This window comes from Bradyrhizobium sp. CCBAU 051011, assembly GCF_009930815.1.
Lineage (GTDB): Bacteria > Pseudomonadota > Alphaproteobacteria > Rhizobiales > Xanthobacteraceae > Bradyrhizobium.
This window is the reverse complement of sequence record NZ_CP022222.1, coordinates 4863775-4885038: the sequence shown is the minus strand read 5'-3', so window position 1 is coordinate 4885038 and position 21264 is coordinate 4863775. Positions and strand designations below refer to the sequence as shown.

The 21264-nt window shown below is 62.7% G+C and carries 15 protein-coding genes; 8 read left to right on the top strand and 7 right to left on the bottom strand.

Annotated elements, in window-relative coordinates; translation table 11 throughout:
- Positions 1-266: 266 nt before the first annotated feature.
- Complete coding sequence (locus ACH79_RS22780) at positions 267-1226, bottom strand: IS110 family transposase (RefSeq protein WP_161849892.1); 960 nt, start codon at positions 1224-1226, stop codon at positions 267-269.
- A gap of 859 nt (positions 1227-2085) precedes the next feature.
- Between ACH79_RS22780 and ACH79_RS22775 the strand changes: the two genes are divergently transcribed.
- The 4 genes from ACH79_RS22775 (at position 2086) to ACH79_RS22760 (ending at position 5296) form a co-directional block, all read left to right on the top strand.
- Positions 2086-2856 (top strand): SDR family NAD(P)-dependent oxidoreductase, encoded by a 771-nt coding sequence (locus ACH79_RS22775; RefSeq protein ID WP_161853006.1) that lies wholly within the window; start codon positions 2086-2088, stop codon positions 2854-2856.
- A gap of 347 nt (positions 2857-3203) precedes the next feature.
- Positions 3204-3476: a PilZ domain-containing protein gene (locus ACH79_RS22770; protein WP_161853005.1), complete on the top strand. Its 273-nt coding sequence runs from the start codon at positions 3204-3206 to the stop codon at positions 3474-3476.
- A 345-nt stretch (positions 3477-3821) separates the two neighbouring features.
- Complete coding sequence (locus ACH79_RS22765) at positions 3822-4757, top strand: hypothetical protein (protein ID WP_161853004.1); 936 nt, start codon at positions 3822-3824, stop codon at positions 4755-4757.
- 71 nt (positions 4758-4828) lie between these two features.
- Positions 4829-5296 (top strand): MgtC/SapB family protein, encoded by a 468-nt coding sequence (locus tag ACH79_RS22760; protein ID WP_161853003.1) that lies wholly within the window; start codon positions 4829-4831, stop codon positions 5294-5296.
- Positions 5297-5985: 689 nt separating this feature from the next.
- On the opposite strand, the gene ACH79_RS22755 is transcribed toward ACH79_RS22760, so the two are convergent.
- Positions 5986-7011: an AraC family transcriptional regulator gene (locus ACH79_RS22755; protein ID WP_161853002.1), complete on the bottom strand. Its 1026-nt coding sequence runs from the start codon at positions 7009-7011 to the stop codon at positions 5986-5988.
- 170 nt (positions 7012-7181) lie between these two features.
- Between ACH79_RS22755 and ACH79_RS22750 the strand changes: the two genes are divergently transcribed.
- Positions 7182-8414, top strand: a complete 1233-nt coding sequence (locus tag ACH79_RS22750) for an NAD(P)/FAD-dependent oxidoreductase (RefSeq protein WP_161853001.1) — start codon at positions 7182-7184, stop codon at positions 8412-8414.
- Between the two features lie 55 nt (positions 8415-8469).
- Here ACH79_RS22750 and ACH79_RS22745 read toward each other — a convergent pair whose 3' ends face one another.
- From ACH79_RS22745 to ACH79_RS22735, 3 genes are all read right to left on the bottom strand, one after another.
- Entirely contained in the window at positions 8470-12069 is a 3600-nt protein-coding gene (locus tag ACH79_RS22745) for an error-prone DNA polymerase (RefSeq protein ID WP_161853000.1), read from the bottom strand.
- The gene (locus ACH79_RS22740) at positions 12066-13580 is read right to left on the bottom strand and encodes a DNA polymerase Y family protein (RefSeq protein WP_161852999.1); all 1515 of its coding nucleotides are present in this window, start codon (positions 13578-13580) and stop codon (positions 12066-12068) included. The genes ACH79_RS22745 and ACH79_RS22740 overlap by 4 nt, the downstream gene beginning before the upstream one ends.
- Before the next feature lie 91 nt (positions 13581-13671).
- Positions 13672-14466 (bottom strand): ImuA family protein, encoded by a 795-nt coding sequence (locus tag ACH79_RS22735; protein ID WP_161852998.1) that lies wholly within the window; start codon positions 14464-14466, stop codon positions 13672-13674.
- A 162-nt stretch (positions 14467-14628) separates the two neighbouring features.
- On the opposite strand from ACH79_RS22735, the gene ACH79_RS22730 reads away from it, so the two are divergent.
- Entirely contained in the window at positions 14629-15867 is a 1239-nt protein-coding gene (locus ACH79_RS22730; protein WP_161852997.1) for a putative DNA modification/repair radical SAM protein, read from the top strand.
- 101 nt (positions 15868-15968) lie between these two features.
- Here ACH79_RS22730 and ACH79_RS22725 read toward each other — a convergent pair whose 3' ends face one another.
- Positions 15969-16955 carry an integrase core domain-containing protein gene (locus tag ACH79_RS22725; protein ID WP_161849690.1) on the bottom strand — a complete coding sequence of 329 codons (987 nt, stop codon included), beginning with the start codon at positions 16953-16955 and terminating at the stop codon, positions 15969-15971.
- A 73-nt stretch (positions 16956-17028) separates the two neighbouring features.
- Here ACH79_RS22725 and ACH79_RS22720 point away from each other — a divergent pair, with 73 nt between their 5' ends.
- Entirely contained in the window at positions 17029-18489 is a 1461-nt protein-coding gene (locus ACH79_RS22720) for a UdgX family uracil-DNA binding protein (protein ID WP_161852996.1), read from the top strand.
- A 295-nt stretch (positions 18490-18784) separates the two neighbouring features.
- On the opposite strand, the gene ACH79_RS22715 is transcribed toward ACH79_RS22720, so the two are convergent.
- Complete coding sequence (locus ACH79_RS22715) at positions 18785-19255, bottom strand: VOC family protein (RefSeq protein ID WP_161852995.1); 471 nt, start codon at positions 19253-19255, stop codon at positions 18785-18787.
- A gap of 358 nt (positions 19256-19613) precedes the next feature.
- Between ACH79_RS22715 and ACH79_RS22710 the strand changes: the two genes are divergently transcribed.
- Positions 19614-21215 carry an inorganic phosphate transporter gene (locus ACH79_RS22710; RefSeq protein WP_202639323.1) on the top strand — a complete coding sequence of 534 codons (1602 nt, stop codon included), beginning with the start codon at positions 19614-19616 and terminating at the stop codon, positions 21213-21215.
- Positions 21216-21264 lie beyond the last annotated feature (49 nt).

The following is a 21264-nucleotide window of genomic DNA, read 5'->3' as shown; positions in this document are numbered from 1 at the left end:
TAACGGATGCATGGATTGCTTCGCTGCGCTCGCAATGACGGTTGGATACAGTTTCGCGATCTCGCGGCATGTTGCGCCCGAGGTTGGATCTTCTTTTGCCCTCCTCTCATGCAGAGCAACTGTGCTGGAAGTAGCCCGGTGATCGGCCGGCCTCAAGGCTGGCGCTGGCGCGCCCCCGCCTACGGCGGCTGCGGCCTTGACCCCGCCCGTTCACCGGTCTGTCGGCTTTGCAAGCGCTCGGTCGCGGAACCGATCGCGGTGGCTCGTCAGCTCAACGCGTAACGGCTGGGATCCCATTTCTGCCGTCGTGCGATCATGGTGTTGAGGATGATGATCAGCTTGCGCATGCCGGCGATGATGGCAATCTTCGGCTCTTTTCCTTTGGCAATCAGGCGCTGATAGTAGGCCTTCAGCACGGGATTGTTCAGCGTGGCTGCGCCAACACAGGGCATGTAGATGGCGTTACGGACCCAGCGGCGGCCTCCCTTGATGTGGCGCTCGCCGCGGCGCTTTCCGCTGTCGTCGTCATAGGGGGCGACCCCGATCAAGGCCGCGGCGATCTTGTTGCTCACCTGACCAAGCTCCGGCATTCCTGCAAGGAGGTTTGCCGAACTCGTCTCGGCGAACCCCGGCACACTCTCGATGATCTCGGCGCGTTCCGCAAAATCCGGCATGGACTTGATTTTGGCGCAGATGGCGGCCTCGAGCTTGGCAATCTCGCAGGCCAGGTTCTTCAAGATGCGGGCATGCGCCTTCTGCACCAATCCCGGCGCGGCATGCTCGCTTTGGCTGACCAAGCGCATCCTAAAATCAATCAGGCTTAAGCGCGCCTTTACGAGTGCCTGCAGCTCCTCTTGTGCCGCATCGTGTTTCTGGCCCGGCGCATCGCTGAATGTCTCGGCGAACCAGGCAATCATCTCGGCATCGATCGTATCGTTCTTGGCCAGCCGTCCGGCTGATAGCGCGAAGCTGCGGACCCGTTTGGGGTCGACGATCCGAACTTCGATGCCGGCGTCGCGCAGCACCTTGGCCCAGGCACGCTCATAGCCGCCACTCGCCTCCATCACCGCCTTGTTCGCCTGGTGCTTGCGAAGCCAGGCGACCAGCTTACGGTGCCCCTGGGTCGTGCTCGGGAGGGTTTGCCGTAATCCCAACGCACGAATGCACGCATCCACCTTGTCCTTGGCGACATCGATACCCACGACAACATGAGCATTTTGTGCCATCATCCACTCCCTTCCTTGCTCGGTTCGGGCTCGAAGCCCTTGCAACTGTTCGGGTTGAGGAAGACACCGGAGCTGTCCCTCGCTCTGACACAGGCTCGGTCGCCTTTGGGCGCAACGGGCTCAGTTCCAGCAACGGGCGGTTGGTGCGCAACCGCCCGTTCGCACATTCTGACAGATTTCCTGGACACAAGGGCGCAGGGAAGACCGGGTGCTTGCTGCACCCGAGGTCTCGTGTGCCATTGCGCATAGCAAGAAACGCACACGAGCATACAGGTACAGCGGAAACACTCCGGCCTTCCCTGCGCAATGGCTTTACGGCTTACTTCGTGCTCTTCCCGGAGAACGGCTCTTTTGCCTCCGTCGCCCCCGAGAAGCTTCGCTTCTTAAGGACTTAACGCCAGCACCGCGGCGCCCGAACCACACGACTTCGCCGTACGCTTCCGGCGCGTACGTCGAGCGCGCCATCAGCGTCCATCGCATCTCACCGCACGTTCGTGACGATGGCCAACGCCCCTCATCCGCGGGAGACGGGCGGAGTTATGCCGCTGATTTGCGTGCGAAGTTAAGCGGAATATTTTTGATTCCTGGGCTTGACACGATTTCTGAAAATCAGAATTGATTTGGGGGCCGGCTTGTCGCAGTTGCGCATTGAAATTGGGCTTGCGCGTAAAGCAATCCAGCTATCCCCGAGCTGAGCTCTGGATTGCTTCGCGGAGCCTGTCATCCGGCGGCGCTTCGCACCGACCCGTTGGCTCGCCATGACGGTTTGGCGCGAGCTGCGACCACATGTACTTTGAGCTTTCTCCCGCACGACCTTCATCGCTACAATGCGCCGTGGACCAATGAAGGAAAAACAAAAATGGACTTGGGTTTGAAGGGCAGAAACGCCGTCGTGCTCGGTGGCACGCGTGGCATCGGACGGGCGATTGCGGAAACACTGGCGGGCGAAGGCGCGGGCGTCGCGGTGTGCGCGCGCAATGTGGAACAGGTCGCAGCAACCGTCGCCGAGCTGAAGGCGCATGGCGGGCGCGTGAACGGCGCCTCTGTCGACGTCACCGACGCGGCCGCGCTGAAATCGTGGATATCTGATACAGCCAACGAACTCGGCAGCATCGACATGTTATTTTCCAATGCCGGGGCGATGGCGCAAGGTGGCGATCCCGCCTCCTGGGAGCAAAACTTTCGGCTCGACGTGCTCGGCGCCGTCAACGCCTTCGAGGCGGCGCGGCCGTTTCTCGAGACCAGCGGCGGAAAAACCGGCGACGCGGCCTTCATCATCATCTCGTCGATATCAGCCGCACAGGCCGACTCCGCCAGCTCCTACGGCCCGATCAAGGCGGCACTGATCCACATGGCCAAGGGACTGGCGCGGCAATACGCGAGCAAGAAAATCCGCGTCAACGTGGTGTCGCCGGGCACGGTCTATTTCAAGGGCGGCATCTGGAACATGGTCGAGCAGAACATGCCGAAGCGCTACCAGGATGCGCTGTCGCGCAATCCGACCGGACGGATGGCGACGCCGCAGGAAATCGCAAACGCGGCCGTGTTCCTGGCGAGCCCGGCCTCCTCGTTCACGACCGGCTCGAACCTCGTCGTCGACGGCGCGATCTCGAACCGGGTGAATTTCTGAGAAGCTGATTCTCGCTTTTCGTCATGGCCGGGCTTCGTCCCCGGCCATCCACGTCTTTCTACGGCGATTTGCCCACCACGATTCCGGAATAACTGTCGCCTACTTGATCGTATCCGCGTCGGCCTTGCAGGCCACCGCATCGCTCCGATGACCTTGCCGCCTTCGAGGCAATTTGGGAGGCCTTAACCTGCCGCCGGCGCCGGCAAGTTGCGAGAGCCAAGCTTACAACTCGCGAAGCAAACCGGGTCAATTTGAATCGATAAGCTAAGGGAACTTTACGAACTTACCTTCATTGTGGCGCCTGCTTCGAAGACCCAGCCAACTGGGTCCAACGACGGATGGGCAGGATGATTGTCGACGAGCAAAGGACAAAAGTGCAGCGCGAACCGCGACGCCAGCTGCGCAAACGGCCGACATGGGTGACGACCGACGACGGGGTGACGAAGATCGAGTGCGTCGTCCTGGACGTCTCGCCGGGCGGCGCCAAGATTGTGACCGATGCTCCGTTCGATATCCGGGACAGTTTTGAATTGGCGCTGGTGCCCGAACATACGACGCGCCAGTCGTGCGAAGTGGTGTGGCGCCGGGGCAAGACCTATGGTGTGAAATTCCTGTCTTGAGAGTCTGACCATCGGGCTCATTTTTTTTTGTCGTCATGGCCGGGCCTGATCCCGGCCATCCACGTCTGTTCTTGCCGAAGCAAGTGCGGTGGATCCGGGACAAGCCCGGGCATGACGAATTCGCGGTGAGGCCGCGCTCAATTACCCATAATTTTTGAAGTCAGACTCTGAGATCGGCCGGACTCAGTTGGCTCAATCGGCCCGGTTGTCACAATCGCAGCCCTCCTCCGTGCCGAAGCGCCATCTCCGTCCCTAGCCCCGGACATACTCTGGTCGTGATTCGGCTCGACATATGTGAATGTATTATTACATTCATATGTCAGTTCGATTACGGCGGAGCAGCTAATGAGCTTGGAATGGCAGGCGCGGTCAGGTTCCCTGGCCTGGTCAAATCCCGTGTCCTGGTGGTGGGCCCTGTTGACGCTGGTGAGCGGCGTCAATATCGCCGTCTGGTTCGTGCTGTACCGCGAGCTTCCGATTCCGCCCGCTGGAGCCGTCGGCAGCCTATCCGGCGCCGGCGCCATGCTGCTGTTCTGCGCGGCCTATGTGTTCGGCTGCGCCTTCAGGTCGTTTCTGCCGCGCGCGGACGTGCAGCGCATCTGCCTGTTCGACACCTGGCTGTCGAGCGTCATGGTCGGACGGTCCGTGGCGACCGTGGCCGAGATCTGCTTCGTGGCGCAATGGGCCATCATCCTGCACCAGCTTGGCACGATGACCGGCGCGGAAACCGTGACGAATGTCGCGTGGGTGATCGTGCCGCTGATCCTGATCGCGGAATGCCTGTCATGGTATGCGGTGCTGACCCGGAATTATCTTGGCAACGCCATCGAGAATTCGCTGTGGGCGGTTGCCTTCTTCGCCATCGGCGTCGCGCTTTGCCGCCTGCTGCCGGAGTTCAACGGTGCGGTTCGTGCCATCCTCGTCGTCGCCATCGCGGGCATTGCGTGCTTTCTGGCGTTTCTCATGACGATCGACGTCCCGATGTATCTGAAGCGCTGGCGGACCGGAGAAGCCGATGGCGACAAGCGCCTGACGCCGCGCGAGGGCCTGCGCGACGTCAGCACGCGCTGGGTGGTGACGCACGACCTGCGCGAATGGAAAGAAGAGATTGCCTGGATGTCGCTTTATTTCAGCCTGGCGGTCTGGTCCAGCCTTGCGCTGTGCGTGTTCTATTCGCTGGAAAATCATCTGCCGCAGTACCGGACGACGGCAGCGATCACGAGCGCGGCGCCGGGCACGACCGTCGTCGGCAGCCCCCCGGCAATACAATCCCCGCGCTGAAACTTTGCGCTGCCCTGCCGCGTTACCCGCACGTTCGCGGGTAGCGGGGCTTTGTTTCAGAAGGGCGTGTTTTGGACCGGTTTCAGATAGGTATTCATTTTCTGGCGCTGGCCGCGGCCTTCGCGCTGGCCGTTCCGATCGGCTGGGACCGTGAAAAGCGGGCGCGGAGCGCAGGGCTGCGCACCTTTCCGCTGGTTGCGATGGCAAGCTGCGGATTCGTGCAGGCCAGCGAACAGCTGATGGTGAATTCTCCCGATGGCATGTCGAAGGTCATCGAAGGCGTGATCACCGGCATCGGCTTCATCGGCGGCGGCGCGATCCTCAAGCATGGCACTACCGTGCAGGGCACGGCGACCGCCGCGAGCCTGTGGGCCACCGGCGCGATCGGCGTTTCCGTCGGGCTCGGCAGCTACGACGTCGCCGTGACGGTGGCGGTGTTTACGTTCCTGACGTTGAGGTTGCTGACACTGGTGAAGGAAGAGGACGACCTCAAGGACGGCGGGAAGAGCGAGCGCAAGAGCGAAACCAAGCCGGATTGAGCCAGGGTTCGATTGTACCGGGACTGGCCGCGGCGAGATCAAGCCGCAGGAGCGATCCGACGCGTATGATGCATAACAGTCACCGCGCCGTGAGGGTATTTCGTCGCCCGCAGACAGCATGAAGTATTCCGCGCCTTGCACGAAACCATTTTTTCGGCCGAGGAAAAAATTCTGAAACGATGACGTCGTAACATGATTCCGTGATCAGACATGGAGTCGATCATGGGGACGCTCATCAATCTACTCTACCGGGAATATTGTCTGGCTCGGTTGCAGGAGATGCGCAGGATCACCCTCGCTCGCTGAAACTTGATGAAGCGCGAGCAATCTGTCGCAGCCGGCATTTGCCGACTTGCAGTGAACCGCAATCAGGAATCATCTTGTCGGACCGAGATCGAAGGAGAAGGTTATGCAGCCATCGACAGACGATCTTTTGATACGCCAAATCAGCGCGCTGATATCCGCGACTGCCGATGCAGCGTCAACCAGCAGGGAACATGCCCCCTTCATCGAGGCACGGTTATACCAAACCCTCGCTGCACATTGCGCCGAAAAGCAAGAGATCGCAGCGATCTTTGCGAGAAGTGGATTCGGAACGATTCGAACGGGATTGATCTACTGGTAGATCGGAGCCAGCGGATCTGTGGATCGCCGGCGAAGTCATCATTGAGATACCTTTTCGATTCCTCTCACGCCGCGTCCGAGGGAATGCGCACACCTCCAACCGCTCCCGCCCGCGGGCGCGATCCTTTCGATTGGCCGCTGAATTGGCCCCTGAACTGCCCCGGCGGAATACCGAATTCGCGCTTGAACGCCCGATTGAACGCCGCCTCCGAGTCATACCCGACCTCGGATGCCACCTGTATCACCGGCTCCCGTGTGGTTTGCAGCATCCTGGCGGCGAGCTGCAATCGCCAGCGGGCAAGATAGGCCAGCGGCGGCTCGCCAAGAAAGCGGGAGAACCTTTCGGCCAGGACCGAGCGTGAAACCGCTGTAGCGGCAGCAAGATCGTCCACGGTCCAATGATGACAGGGCTTTCGGTGCAGCAGCGCCAGTGCGCCGCCGACAACCGGATCGCGCGCGCCGGCGAGCCAGCCGGTCTGTTCGGCCGGTAACGCCTCCATGTAGCGGCGAATGGTTTCGATGAAGAGCGCTTCCGCCATCTTGGAGAGCAGCACCGCTTGTCCCGGTCGCGGGGAATCAGCCTGGGCGACAAGATGACGAACCGAGCTCTCCAGCCATTCGCCGGCCGGGTCGCCCCGCAGGTTGATCTTGATCATCAGAGGAAGGCCGGCCAGGAAAAGCCGTTCGGCATGACGTTCGCAGCCGAAATAGCCGCAGACAAATTGGGTCAGTTCGCCGCCGCCACCCAATCGCATCGTCGTCAGATCGCCCGCGAGATAGCTGTCGAGCGAGGCCCCGCTGTCCATGAAGGCCGATGGCGAGCCGTTCGAGACGGTATGCGCATCGCCGTGCGGAATGATCAGGATATCCCCCGCCGTGACGGGGATATCCGGTTCGCCCGGAAAGCACACGACAGCCTTGCCGTGGGTGACCAGGTGATAGCTGACCAGCCGCTCGGTTCCGGGAGCAAGCACGTGGCCAACGTCTCGCAGATGCGGCACCCGGAACCCCCAGGGCGCTGTGCACTCCGCGTGGTAGAAGATGGCGCCGGTCATGCGCACAGACGCCAGCGCCTCCGATAGAGCATCCATTTCCGTGCTCCGTCGACCGTGGACCCGACCCGGCTGCAAAGAACCACGGAGTTTCGGCAAAGTTGCGGCTTCGGCTTCCAGCTAGGCTCGAATGCCACGAGTCCGGCCAACGCGACCAGTCAGCCTGGCTGCCATGAACCGGCACGGAAGAACTTTGCAAGGAGGTTCCGATGGGCAAGGCATTCAACGTGATCGTGATAGGCGCGCGCTGCGCCGGCTCGCCAACCGCGATGCTCCTGGCGCGTAAGGGATACCGGGTGCTGGCGGTCGATCGCGCGTCATTCCCGAGCGACACGGTGTCAACGCATCTTGTGCATCCCCGCGCCGTGAACGCGCTGACACGATGGGGGCTGCTCGACCACCTGGTGGCGACCGGATGCCCGCCGATCCACACCTACTCTTTCGACTTCGGCGCCTTCACGATTGCCGGCGCGCCGGGCACGGACAAGGACGCCGTCGCCTACTGCCCGCGGCGGACAATCCTCGACAAGCTGCTGGTCGATGCTGCTGCCGAATCCGGTGCAGAGGTACGCCAGGGCTTCGTCGTCGAGGAGATCATTATCGAGAGAGAGCGCGTCGTCGGCATCAAGGGTCGATCGAAGCAGGGCGGCACCATCGCAGAATATGCCGATATTGTCGTAGGGGCCGACGGCCGGCATTCCATGCTGAGCGAGGCGGTGCATCCCGAGCACTACCGCGACAAGCCGCCTTTGCTGGCGGGTTACTACAGCTATTGGAGAGGACTGCCCACCGACGGCCGCTTTGAAACCTTCATCCGCGACAGGCGCGCCTTTGCGGCAATGCCGACCCATGACGACCTGACGCTCGTCATTGCCGGATGGCCTTACGCGGAATTTGCGGACAACAAGCGGGATATCGAGGGCAATTACCTGAAGGCAATCGAGCAGGCGCCGGACTTTGCGAAGCGGCTGCGGAGCGCAACGCGTGAAGCACCGTTCGCTGGAGCTGCGGTCCCGAACTATTTTTGCAAGCCTTACGGTCCCGGCTGGGCTCTCGCAGGCGACGCCGGCTATAACAGGGACTTCATAACCGCACAGGGAATTCTCGACGCCTTCCGGGACGCCGAACTCTGCGCCGGGGCAATCGACCAATCCTTGTCGGGCGCGCGGCCATTCGAGGAAGCCATGGCCGAGTACCGGCGCATCCGCGACGCGGACGTCGGCGCGATGTATGATTTCACCTGCGACCTCGCCACGCTTGAACCGCCGCCCCCAGAGCTGCAACGGATCCTTGAGGCGGTTCACGGCAACAAGGCCGCCATGGATGGCTTTGCGCGTCTGAACGCCGGGACGATATCGCCGACGGAGTTTTTTTCGCCGGAGAACGTAGAGGCGATCTTCTCTGCGGCAGCTTCAGGAACTGATAGGGCGCGAGCTTCGTGAAGGCAGCGTCAGCTTTCGCTCCGGTACTCTACTGACAGCCGCAGAAGAGACCAGCTCAATGAAAATCCCGGGACGGCGGCAGGATGCGAACGTCGCGTGGGTGGCGGATTTTTTGCGCGGGTGTATCGGCATGGTCGCGGCGGTCGTCGTTGAGAGGTTCGACCAGCGCCGGGCCCGCCGGCACCGGGTGCTTGCGGCTTAGCGCATCATTGGCAAGGCCGATCAGATCGTGGGAGCGGTCGACCATCCGCTGCGCCACCAGATGTGTCACCTCCTCCGGGCTGCTCTGGATGTAGCCCTCGACCAGAATGAGCCGGGCGCCCATCACTTCTTTCCGGTACTGCTCCATCACCTTGGGCCACACCACGATATTGGCGATGCCGGTCTCGTCCTCCAGCGTCATGAAGACGACGCCCTTGGCGCTGCCCGGGCGCTGGCGCACCAGCACCACGCCTGCGCAGCTGACACGGCGCTTGTCGTTCCTGTGGTTGACGTCCCGGCAGGGAACGACTCGCTCCTTCGTGAACTTCTCGCGCAAGAATTCCATTGGGTGGCCCTTCAGCGACAGCCGGACCGTCTGATAGTCGGCGACCACCTGCTCCGGCAGCGGCATCAGCGGCAGCGGCTTGGCGTTCTCGTCGGGCTGCTCGCGGGCGATCGCGGCCTGAAACAGCGGCAGCGGCACGTCGTCGGGCAGCCGCCGCACCGCCCAGAGCGCTGCGCGGCGGTCGAGCCCGATGGAGCGGAAGGCATCGGCGTCCGCCAGCAGGATCAGCGCGCGTTTTGGTAAGCCGGTGTCGCGGGCGAATTCCTCCAGCGAGGTGAAGGGACGGCGCTTGCGGGCGGCGACGATGCGGTCGGCCCAGTCGGTTGCTTCCACAGTGGCTGATCCGCGGGGACTCTTCGCCTCTCTCGCTTGCGGGGGTCGAGACGAGCCAAGTTCGCTCTGAGGTCGGATCGTATCGAATGATGCGATCCGGGTGGGGGAAATTCTCTCCACACGGACATTAGGACTCGTGGAGACACCCCCTCCCCGACCCTCCCCCGCAAGCGGGAGAGGGAGCACAGTCCCGGTGCGGCTGGCCAAATAGGATTCTTTCTCTGATGCATCCCGGAACGACATCTGCATTCGCTTCAGCCGCTCCTCATCTTCATCGAGCCAGTGAAATCCGTCGATCTGGCGGAAGCCGAGACGGACGGCACAATATTCATTACTCCCCTCCTCCAGCGTGTTCTGCGCGAAACTAAAGGACACGTCGATCTCGCGCACCTCGACGCCGTTCTTGCGGGCGTCGCCGACGATCTGCGCCGGGGCGTAAAAGCCCATCGGTTGCGAATTGAGCAGGCCGCAGCAGAAGGCATCGGGATGGTAATGCTTCAGCCATGACGAGATATAGACGAGCTGGGCGAAACTGGCGGCGTGGCTTTCCGGAAAGCCGTAACTGCCAAAACCCTTGATCTGCTCGAAACAGTTTTTGGCGAATTCAGGCGCATAGCCGCGCGCGATCATGTTGCCGATCATCTTGTCTTCGAACTTGCCGATGGTGCCGACGTTGCGAAACGTCGCCATCGATCGGCGCAAGCCGTTGGCTTCCTCGGAGGTGAATTTGGCGGCCTCGATCGCGATCCGCATCGCCTGCTCCTGGAACAGGGGCACGCCGAGCGTCTTGTGCAGCACCTTGTACAGTTCATCCGCCGGACCATGCTCGGGCGACGGCGACGGATAGCTCTGCTTCTCGATGCCGTTTCGCCGCCGCAAGTACGGATGCACCATGTCGCCCTGGATCGGGCCGGGCCGCACGATCGCCACTTCAATGACGAGGTCGTAGAAGGTGCGCGGCTTCAGCCGCGGCAGCATGTTCATCTGCGCGCGGCTTTCGACCTGGAACACGCCGAGCGATTCACCGCGGCACAGCATGTCGTAGACCGGCGCCTCGTCCTGCGGCACGGTGGCGAGCTCCCAACGCTCGCCCTTGTGGTCGGCGATCAGGTCAAAGCATTTGCGGATGCAGGTCAGCATGCCCAGCGCCAGCACGTCGACCTTCATCATGCTTAGCGCGTCGACATCGTCCTTGTCCCATTCAATGAAGGTGCGGTCGTCCATCGCGGCATTGCCGATCGGCACATAGGTGTCGAGCCGATCCTGCGTCAGCACATAGCCGCCGACATGCTGCGACAGATGGCGGGGGAATTCGATCAGTTCGGTGGCAAGCTCAACCGCGAGTTCGACCATCGCATTCGCAGGGTCCAGCCCGGCCTGGCGGACCTGCATTTCGTTGAGGCCCTTGCCCCAGCTTCCCCACACGGTGTCGGCGAGCGCCGCGGTGACGTCCTCGGTCAGCCCCAGCGCCTTGCCGACGTCCCGGATGGCGCTGCGTGGACGATAATGGATGACGGTCGCGATGATCGCGGCGCGATGGCGGCCGTAGCGGCGGTAGACATATTGCATCACCTCCTCGCGCCGCGAATGTTCGAAATCGACGTCGATGTCGGGCGGCTCCAGTCGTTCCTTGGAGATGAAGCGCTCGAACAACAGATCGACCTTGGTTGGATCGACCGAGGTGACGCCGAGCACGTAGCAGACGGCGGAATTCGCCGCCGAGCCCCGGCCCTGGCACAGGATGTTCTGGCTGCGCGCGTATTGCACGATGTCGTGCACGGTGAGGAAATAATGCGCATATTTCAATTCGGCGATCAGGTCGAGCTCCTTGCGCAAGGTGGCGCGCAGCCTGTCGTCGATCACGCCGCCAAAATATTTGTCGACACCGGCCCAGGTCAGGTCTTCGAGGTGTTCCTGCGCGGTCTTGCCCGGCGGCACCGGCTCGTCCGGATACTGGTATTTGAGCTGGTCGAGCGAAAACGAAATGCGGGAAGTAAAGCGCATGGTCTCCGCGATCGCCTCGGGCAGATCGCGAAACAGCCGCGTCATTTCATTGATAGGCTTGAGGTAACGCTCGGCATTGGCTTCGAGCCGCCTGCCGATGGCGTCGATGGTGGTCTTTTCGCGGATGCAGGTCAGCACGTCCTGCAACCGCCGGCGGGCGGGATGGTGGTACAGCACCTCGTTGGTCGCGAGCAGCGGGACTTTGGCAGCACGCGCGATGCGATGCAGCCGCGCGAGACGGCGCTTGTCGTCACCGCGGTAGAGCAGGCTCGCGGCGAGCCAGACGCCGTCAGCGCGGCTCTGCTTCAGACGTTCTAAAATTTCCTGCGCCCCCGCTACGTCGAAGCGATGCGGCAGCGCCAGCACCAGAAGCTGGCCTTCGGCAAAATCCAGAAGGTCATCGAACCTTAGATGGCACTCGCCCTTCTCGATCTGCGTGATGTCGTCGCCGCGCTTGCCGCGGGTGAGCAACTGGCAGAGCCGGCCGTAAGCCGCGCGGTCACGCGGATAGATCAGGATATCCGGCGTGCCGTCGATGAAGACGAGGCGCGCGCCGATCAGGAGCTTTGGCGCGTGTTTGACTTCGGGATTGTCGAGCTCCTTATACGCGCGCACCACGCCGGCCAGCGTGTTGTGATCGGCGATGCCGATGGCGGGAATGCCGAGTTCGCTGGCCTGGTGCACATAGGCGCGTGGGTCCGAGCCGCCGCGCAGGAAGGAGAAATTGGTGGTGATGCCGATCTCGGCATAAGTGGTGAGAGAACTTTTCATGCGAACAGCCCGTGCACGAACCATCTGACAGAGCCGGCCTCGACTTCCGCATCCGCCGCTTCGCTTTCATAGAGCCCGTCGCGAAAGATCCAGAAGCGCAGGCCCGCTTCATCCTCGATGCGGAAATAATCCCGCGTCGGGCCGTCGCCGTTTTGCTTCCACCATTCCATCGCGATGCGTTCGGGTCCTTCCACCCGCGCCACCGTGTGCGTGACGCGCCGCCAGGTGAATTGATGCGGCGGGCCGTCGGGGACGGTCGCAAACGGCACCTTGATCGGCTCGGGCTTGTCGAACAGCCGCAACGGGCGCAGCGGCGGCTCGCTTTCGATCCGCTCGGGCCAGGCGGCCTGTGCGGCGGCCGCCAGATGATGCTGCGCCGGCATGGCCAGCACGGCGCGCTCGGGGATGTGGGTATCCTCAGGCAGATGCACGAGGACACGCTTGCCGCCGATCCGCGCGGCGATGCGGTCGATCAATGCGGACAGTTCATCATTGTCATGGATGTTGGCGTCGAGATCGCGCTGCTGCTGCACCACGATTTCGGTGCGGCTGGCGGACAGGCGGATAAGATCGAAGCCGAAGCCGGGATCGAGCGGATCGTTGAGCGCATCGAGCCGTTCGCGAAACAAGCGGTCGATTATCTCCGGCCTCGTCACCGGACGTCCGGTGTCGACAGAGATCGTGCGCACCGCACCGTCAGTACGGAAGAAGCTCGCGTCCAGCCGCCGCGCGCCCTTGCCCTGCTTGTCCATCGCCGTGACCAGCATGGCGGCCAGCGCAGACAGATTCATCGCGATCACGGTGTCGGTCGCGACCGGGTCGGGAAAACGTTTTTCGACGATGTAATCCGGCAGCGGCTTTCGGGGACTGATCGGCGCATCGCCCTGCCCCAGCGCCTGCGCCAGCAGCGTCGTGAAGGGCGCGCCGAACCGCGCGGTGATTTCGTGGGGCGCGCGCAAGGCGACGTCGCCGATGGTCTTCAGGCCGGCGCGGCGCAGACCGGCGGTGATGGCGTCACCCGCGCCGAGCGCGGATATTGGCAGCGGAGCGACGGCCTCGGCCTCCTCGCCGTCGGCCACGATCTTTCCCGACGCATGGCGCGTCAGCGTGCGGGCGCAGATCGAGGTGGAGGCAATCGCGGCGCTGACGGCAAAGCCGCGGCGGCTCAGCGCACCGCAGACAATCTGCAGCAGCGCGCGCTCGCCGCCGAACAGATGGGCGCAGCCGGTGATGTCGAGATAGAGCCCATACGGCGGATCGAGCGCCACCAAGGGGGTGAAGCGGTCGCACCAGTCGGCGATGTCATCGAGCGTCTTGCGGTCGGCAGCCTCGTCGGCGTCGAACACCGTGAGTTCAGGGCAGATTGCGCGGGCATTGGCGAGCGGCAGGCCGATCGAGAGGCCGGCGCGCACGGCGGCCTCGTCGAGGGAATAGATCAGGATGGCGTTGTGCTGCTTGGCGACGACGACGGAGGGGAAGGATACGATCTGTGTGGGGGAAGCTCTCTCCACACATCCAGTGGGACTCGCGGCGGCACCCCCACCCCAGCCCTCCCCCGCAAGCGGGAGAGGGAGCGCAGCGTTCGTGTCGTGAGAGTTTTGCTCACGCGCTTCGTCTGAAAGCGCCTTGAGCCGCCGCTGGATGCGGTCGATGGGCAGGCGTGGCAGCCAGAGACTGAGGATACGCCGACGGTTCACTGAACAGGCACTCATCACAATTCCATTCCATGATCCAGCGGCCGACCGGGCCATGACGGTTACGAACGAGATGCGCGTCGAAAACGGGCGCGCCCCACGCGCTCCACGGCGATCCCGGCGGCGAATGCGCGGCGCGCACGATCCATCTTGTCTCCGCGGTCGAAGGCCGCGGCTCGGCGGCCATCCGCAGCAGCAGCGCGGTGACGCCGGAGGCTTGCGCGGCCAAAGTGAGCTTGCGGCTGGCGACGAGATCGAGCTGACGCGCCTGCCCCCAGACTTCCAGCACCACGGCGCCGAGCGCGTCGCAGGCCAGCGCGTCGGCGGCAGTCCGTAGCGCGGCGTCGGTATCGGGCGCGCGCACCGTTACCAGCAACCGCGGATCGAGCCCCAATTCGCAGAGCCCGCTCATCGACAACGCGCCCGATTCAATTTCCGAAAAATCCTGCCGCACCCAGACCAGCGGCCGGCGCGGCGATACCCGTCCCGCAAGGCCGGCGATGAAGCCGGTGGCCACAGCGCTCTGATGTCCCTCGGCGAACACTTCATGCACCGCTGATAGCGCCAGCCCGCCCTGCAACATCGTATCCGCGGCCTTATGGCCAAGCGCGATCCTGGTGAGGTCATGCGCATCGCCATGCGCCTCCAGGCGTTCGATGCTTCCGCGCAAACTTGCAAGCGTGCTGATGCGTGCGGTGCTCATGCGCCGCTCCTTCGGAAATTGGGCCTTACCGCTTCTTCCCGAGTGAACCCGCGGCTGGCTCATTTGTTCATGATATGTTCTAATATAAAGCTAACAGGCCCGGCGGAGTCAATCGGGATTGACACCCGGGCGATTCATGAGCGGAATCAAAGGGATTCGACGATGGACGTGCAACGTAAGCTGGAAATCCTGGCGGATGCCGCGAAATACGATGCTTCCTGCGCCTCCTCCGGCACCGAGAAGCGGGATTCCAGCGACGGCAAGGGCCTCGGTTCGACCGTATCAGGCATGGGCATCTGCCATTCCTACGCGCCGGACGGACGCTGCATCTCGCTGTTGAAGGTGCTGCTCACCAACGCCTGCAATTACGATTGCCTCTATTGCGTCAACCGCACCTCCTCGAACGTGCCGCGCGCCCGCTTCACGGTCGATGAGGTGGTGAAGCTCACGATCGACTTCTACCGGCGCAATTACATCGAGGGCTTGTTTCTCTCCTCCGGCATCATCCGCAGCGCCGACTACACCATGGAGCAGGTGGTGAGCGTCGCGCGAAAGCTGCGCGAGGAGCATCATTTTCGCGGCTACATCCATCTGAAGACCATTCCTGAAGCGGACGACGCGCTGATCGCGGAGGCCGGCAAATATGCCGACCGTCTCTCCATCAATATCGAAATGCCGCTGGAAAACAGTCTTGCGAAATTCGCGCCGGAAAAGGACGTGCGCGCGATCCGCCGCACCATGGGCCGGCTGCGGCTGAGGCTCGATGAAGCGCAGGAGAACGACAAAAATGCAACGAAAGCAAAGCCGCCGCGTTTTGCACCGGCCGGGCAAAGCACGCAGATGATCATCGGCGCGGATGCGGCCGACGACAAAACCATCCTCGATACCAGCGCCAACCTCTTCGGCTCCTACCGCCTCAAGCGCGTCTATTATTCGGCCTTCAGCCCGATCCCGGACGCCAGCCGCGCGCTGCCGCTTGTGGCGCCGCCGCTGGTACGCGAGCACCGGCTTTACCAGGCCGACTGGCTGATGCGGTTCTACGGTTTCGATGCCGGCGAGATCGTCGACGACGCCAAGGGCATGCTGCCGCTTGACATCGATCCGAAACTCGCCTGGGCGCTGCGCCACCGCGGCCGCTTCCCGCTCGATGTCGCGACCGCCAGCCGCGAAGAGCTGTTGCGGGTGCCGGGCTTCGGCACCAGGGCGGTCGACCGCATCATCGCGACGCGCCGCCTGACCTCGATCCGCCTGGCCGATCTGGCGCGGCTGCACATTCCGCAGAAGAAGGCGCTGCCGTTTATCGTTCTCGCAGACCACCGCCCTTCCCCGCATCTGCTCGATGGCGCGGGGCTGACGGAGCGGTTCAAACCGAAGGCGACGCAGTTGAGATTTGGGTTCTGAACCCACAGCGTCATTGCGAGGAGCGCGAGCGACGAAGCAATCCATGTCTCAGCAAGCGGAGAAATGGATTGCTTCGCTTCGCTCGCAATTGTCGATGTTCACTAATTCGCTGATTGGATCGCAGTGGTCTTGGTAGCGGCGAAGGCCTTGGGAGTTTGCCCCGCCAAGGCCTGATGGGGCCTGTGGTTGTTGTAGTAGATTAGGTACTCGAACAGTTCGTTGGCAAAGTGATCGAGATTGTCGAAGGTGGCGCCCTCGATAACGTCCTCGTCGAGGGTGCGCCAGAAGCGTTCGACCTTGCCATTGGTCTGCGGTCGATAGGGCCTGGAGTAGCGGTGTTTGATGCCAAGCTCGAGCAGCATGGCCTCGAACGGATGCTCGTCCGGCTTGGTGCGGGCGGCGAACTCGGCGCCGTTGTCGGACAGGATTTCCTGGAAGACGAGCCCATAGGTGACGTTGAGGGTGTTGATCATCTTCAGGGTCTTGAACATGACCGGCAGCGCCTTCTTGGACGTCAGGACCTCGGCCCAGGCCAGCCGCGAGCAGCTGTCGATCAGGCTGATGATGTAGGCCGTGACCGGGGGTGGCGCGAGGAACATATCGCGCGGCAATTGATGCAGATCGACGTGGCCCAGCTCCCCGAGCTTGTCCTTGATAATGCGACGTTTCTCCTCACGCATCGCCACCGTGCGGCGGTTCAGCTGGTAGCGTCTCAGCACCCGGTAGATCGTTACGGGCGAAGGTACCGTGTCGCGCTTCTCACGCAAGACGGCATGAATCTCGTAGCGGTTCATCCCCCGCCTGCGGTGGGCGACGATCTCCGCCTCGATCCCTTCCGGCTCGCGCCGTTCCCGCCATTTGGGCCCGCGCCGGCGCGGCAGCAGGTCCGCTTCCTCACCGCTCTGCAGATAGCGATTGTAATACTTGCGGAAGGTCTGCGAGCAGGTCCCGTGATGGCGGTAGAAGTCGCCGACCCGCTTGAACAGCGGGGATCGACCAGCCTTCACCGCCTCATATTCCGGGATCAGAAACCGCCACTTCTGCAGATAGTTGCGTTCAATCGTCCGGTCGTAGCTATTGTCGCGCATCGGATCGTCCTCCAGAGGAGCGATCCAATCAGCGAATTAGTGAACATGCACAGCAATGACGAGGAGGAGAGACATGCACCACATCACCCTCGACAGCGAAACCGATTTCGATGGCTGGCGCAAAGCCGCGCGTGCGCTGGCGCTAAACGATGTGAACCCCTCCGACGTGACGTGGCGTGTCGCCGGCGATGCGCCCGAATTGTTTGAGCCGTCTGCGCCGCCGCTCGCCCCCCCACAGGGCACCACCTTCAACGTCCCCGCCAAATTCGTCGAGCTGGCTGAAACTGCGATCCTGCACCGCAACCCGGAACGGTTCGCCCTGCTCTATCGCCTGCTGTGGCGGCTGCGAAGTAATCACGATCTGCTCGAACTCGCAACCGATCCCGATGTGGCCGACGTCACCGCGATGGCAAAAGCCGTGCGCCGCGATGAGCACAAGATGCATGCCTTTGTCCGCTTCCGCGAAATCGGCCGCGAGCAGAAATCGCATTTCGTTGCCTGGTTCGAACCGGAGCACCACATCGTCGAACTGGCCGCGCCATTCTTTGCGCGCCGCTTTGCCGACATGCCATGGTCGATCCTCACCCCCGACGTCTGTGCGCATTGGGACGGCCACGCCGTCTCGTTCACGCCAGGCGTCACCAAGAGCGAAGCGCCGACCGCCGATCGGCTGGAGGAAACCTGGCGCAGTTACTACGCCAGCATCTTCAATCCCGCCCGGCTGAAAGTGCAGGCGATGCAGAAGGAGATGCCCCGGAAATACTGGCGGAACCTGCCGGAGGCTTCATTGATTAAACCCCTGATCGAAGGTGCCGGACGCGCCGCCAGCGCGATGATCGCAAACGCGGCGACCGAACCGCACAAGCCGCAGAAACGGATGGAACCATCCAAGGCAAGCGACAAGGCAGACGACATGCCCCGCAAACATGCCGACGATATCGAGACCCTGCGCGAGGAAGCCGCCGATTGCCGCGCCTGCCCCCTCTACAAGAACGCGACCCAGACCGTGTTCGGCGAAGGGGCGCAAACGGCGCGGATCATGCTGGTCGGCGAGCAGCCCGGCGACAAGGAAGATCTCGCCGGCAAACCGTTCGTCGGGCCCGCGGGCCAAATGCTCGACCGCGCACTGGACGAGGCCGGCATCGACCGCCGCAAGGTCTACGTCACCAATGCGGTCAAACATTTCAAGTTTGTGCCGCGCGGAAAAATCCGCCTGCACCAGAAGCCGAGCACGCCGGAGATCAAGGCCTGCCGGCAGTGGTACGAACGCGAGCTCGCCGCGATCGAACCCGAACTGGTGGTGGCGATGGGCGCCACCGCGGCGCAAAGCGTGTTCGGCAAGATCACCCCGATCAACAAGAACCGCGGCCGCCCGATCGATCTCGACGACGGCACCAGGGTCTTGGTGACAGTGCACCCGTCCTATCTGCTGCGCTTGCCGGACGCCGACGCCAAGGCGCGCGAATACCGGCGTTTCGTTCAGGACCTCAAAATAGCCGCTACCGTGCTGCGAAAATCAGCACATGCGGCCTGAATTCCGCCAAGCCGGCAGCCGCAATATCTGGTGAAAAATAACGGGAAAAATTGACAATCCCGTCTGCAACCATTAATTGATGGGATACACAATCGCATTCTCAAGGGAATGTGGGACGTTCTGGTTCACGCCGTGACGCTCCTACATGGTCGACGCGCTGCGCGGTCCTCCTCCAGCCCCGGCGCCGTGCAGCGCTCGACCCTCTTTTTCCTCACGGCGCTACCCCATAAGCCGCGCTCGGCGGTCCATCGGCCGGAACCGTACAGGCGCCGGATCAGCAGCCTGGTGAGATGGCCTAGCCCCTCGCCGCGGCCTCCAGTTCTGCGATATCGAACTTGACCATCTTCAGCATTGCCTCCGCAACGCGCCTGGCTTTTGCAGGGTCGGGATCGCTCATCAACTCGCCGAGCCGTCTGGGTGCAATCTGCCAGGAGAGGCCCCAGCGGTCCTGCAGCCAGCCGCATTGCTCGATCTTGCCGCCCTCTTTCAGGGCGTCCCACAAGCGGTCGATCTCGGCCTGCGTGTCGCATTCCACCATGATCGAGAAGCTGTGGTTGAACGGATCGAGCGGGCCCGCCTCGATCGCCATGTAGCGCTGGTCTCCCAGGGTGAAGCCCGCGATCTTGACGCTGCCGGCGGGACCGCTCGGGCTCTCGGCCGGCAGGGCCGAAACCCACTGCACCGACGAACCGCGGATGAGCGAGGTGTAGAAGCCGATCGCGGCCTCCATGTCCTTCGCGAACCAGAGATGTTGTGTGACCTTCATCGGGGCTCCTTCCTCCAAATGGCCAGCGTGCGCACGGCCGCTTTCGTTCCAAGGACGGATGAAATGAACGTCCGCCGACAGGGACGACGAGATTTTCGCGTGCAGATCATCGGCCAAACCGCTGAACCGATAAGCAATTCAGGAGCGCCTGGTTGGATCCGCGCATCATAAATCGGTTCAAAGGAAAATAGTGAAGACCCGCACTGGAGATACGGGCTTTCCTTGATGTGCGATCAAACTTCAGCGGCGCTGCCGGTCGCCCGTGTCATCTAACCTTCAAGTGCCTCGGTCAAAAATGCCCGCCTCTCAGCCGATTTCGACGGGGTGTCAGAATGACCGATATCGCTCTTAATCAACGATCGGCGACGCAACGCCTGCCCAGCCGGCTTCGCGGCCGAACCTCGACAAGGGGTTCAATCCGCTGACCCTGATCCTGTTCTGCGGCATCCTCGCCGCCGGGCTGCTGTACGTTGCCTATAGCATCTACGTCGACATCGACGCGACCGGCATGCGGGTCACGGCCTACCTGCCCTATATCCTGCTGTTCGTCGCCCTCCTGATCGCGCTCGGCTTCGAATTCGTCAATGGCTTCCACGACACCGCCAACGCGGTCGCGACCGTGATCTACACCCACTTGATGCCGGCGGAATTCGCCGTGATGTGGTCAGGCTTCTTCAATTTCCTCGGCGTGCTGCTATCTTCCGGCGCGGTCGCCTTCGGCATCGTCTCGCTGCTGCCGGTGGAGTTGATCCTTCAGGTCGGAAGCAGCGCCGGTTTCGCAATGGTGTTCGCGCTGCTGATTGCCGCGATCGTCTGGAACCTCGGCACCTGGTATTTCGGCCTTCCGGCTTCCTCTTCGCACACGCTGATCGGCTCGATCATCGGCGTCGGCATCGCCAACGCGCTGATGCACGGCCGCGACGGCACTTCGGGTGTCGACTGGACCAAGGCGACCGAGATCGGCTACGCGCTGTTGCTCTCGCCGCTGTTCGGCTTCTGCATGGCGGCGATCCTGCTGCTGGCGCTGAAGTTCATCGTCCGCAATCCCGCGCTCTATGCCGCGCCCGAAGACAACAAGCCGCCGCCGATGTGGATCCGCGGCATCCTGATCGCGACCTGCACCGGCGTCAGCTTCGCGCACGGCTCCAACGATGGCCAGAAGGGCATGGGCCTGATCATGCTGATCCTGATCGGCACGGTGCCGACCGCCTACGCGCTGAACCGCGCGCTGCCGGAATCGCAGGTGGTGCAATTCCAGAAGACCTCGGAGGCCGCCTCCAAGGTAATCGCCGCCAGGGGCGCCGGCCACAGCATCATCGGCGATCCGCGCCCTGCGGTGACGCAATACGTTTCTGCCCGCAAGATCAGCGAAGGCACCTATCCCTCGCTGGCCGTGCTGGTGAAGGACATCGGTGACCAGGTCCAGAAATACGGCTCGCTGAACAAGGTGCCGGCCGAAGCCGTCGGCAACACCCGCAACGACATGTACCTGACGTCGGAGGCGATCCGCTTCCTGATGAAGGACAAGGAAAACGACCTGAACAAGGAAGAGGTCGACACCCTCAAGGCCTACAAGGCCTCGCTCGACTCAGCCACCAAGTTCATCCCGCTCTGGGTCAAAATCGCAGTCGCGATCGCACTCGGGCTGGGCACCATGATCGGCTGGAAGCGCATCGTCATCACCGTCGGCGAGAAGATCGGCAAGTCGCATCTGACCTACGCGCAAGGTGCGTCCGCCGAACTGGTTGCCGCCTCCACGATCGGCGTCGCCGACGTGTTCGGCCTGCCGGTTTCCACCACCCACGTGCTGTCATCCGGCGTCGCCGGCACGATGGCGGCCAACGGTTCGGGCCTGCAGATGGCGACTGTGCGCAATCTCTTGATGGCATGGGTGCTGACGCTGCCGGCCGCGATCTGCCTGTCGGCAGGCCTCTACGTGCTGTTCTCGAATCTGTTCTGAGTATCGGGTCGGTACGGTAGGGTCGCTGCCACACAGGCAGCAGCCTCGA

What these genes read in the sequence shown, in the direction of transcription:
- ACH79_RS22780 (WP_161849892.1), bottom strand. Translation starts at nt 1,226, where the DNA reads ATGGCACAAAATGCTCATGTTGTCGTGGGTATCGATGTCGCCAAGGAC.
- ACH79_RS22775 (WP_161853006.1), top strand. Translation starts at nt 2,086, where the DNA reads ATGGACTTGGGTTTGAAGGGCAGAAACGCCGTCGTGCTCGGTGGCACG.
- ACH79_RS22770 (WP_161853005.1), top strand. Translation starts at nt 3,204, where the DNA reads ATGATTGTCGACGAGCAAAGGACAAAAGTGCAGCGCGAACCGCGACGC.
- ACH79_RS22765 (WP_161853004.1), top strand. Translation starts at nt 3,822, where the DNA reads ATGAGCTTGGAATGGCAGGCGCGGTCAGGTTCCCTGGCCTGGTCAAAT.
- ACH79_RS22755 (WP_161853002.1), bottom strand. Translation starts at nt 7,011, where the DNA reads ATGGATGCTCTATCGGAGGCGCTGGCGTCTGTGCGCATGACCGGCGCC.
- ACH79_RS22750 (WP_161853001.1), top strand. Translation starts at nt 7,182, where the DNA reads ATGGGCAAGGCATTCAACGTGATCGTGATAGGCGCGCGCTGCGCCGGC.
- ACH79_RS22745 (WP_161853000.1), bottom strand. Translation starts at nt 12,069, where the DNA reads ATGAAAAGTTCTCTCACCACTTATGCCGAGATCGGCATCACCACCAAT.
- ACH79_RS22735 (WP_161852998.1), bottom strand. Translation starts at nt 14,466, where the DNA reads ATGAGCACCGCACGCATCAGCACGCTTGCAAGTTTGCGCGGAAGCATC.
- ACH79_RS22730 (WP_161852997.1), top strand. Translation starts at nt 14,629, where the DNA reads ATGGACGTGCAACGTAAGCTGGAAATCCTGGCGGATGCCGCGAAATAC.
- ACH79_RS22725 (WP_161849690.1), bottom strand. Translation starts at nt 16,955, where the DNA reads ATGCGCGACAATAGCTACGACCGGACGATTGAACGCAACTATCTGCAG.
- ACH79_RS22720 (WP_161852996.1), top strand. Translation starts at nt 17,029, where the DNA reads ATGCACCACATCACCCTCGACAGCGAAACCGATTTCGATGGCTGGCGC.
- ACH79_RS22715 (WP_161852995.1), bottom strand. Translation starts at nt 19,255, where the DNA reads ATGAAGGTCACACAACATCTCTGGTTCGCGAAGGACATGGAGGCCGCG.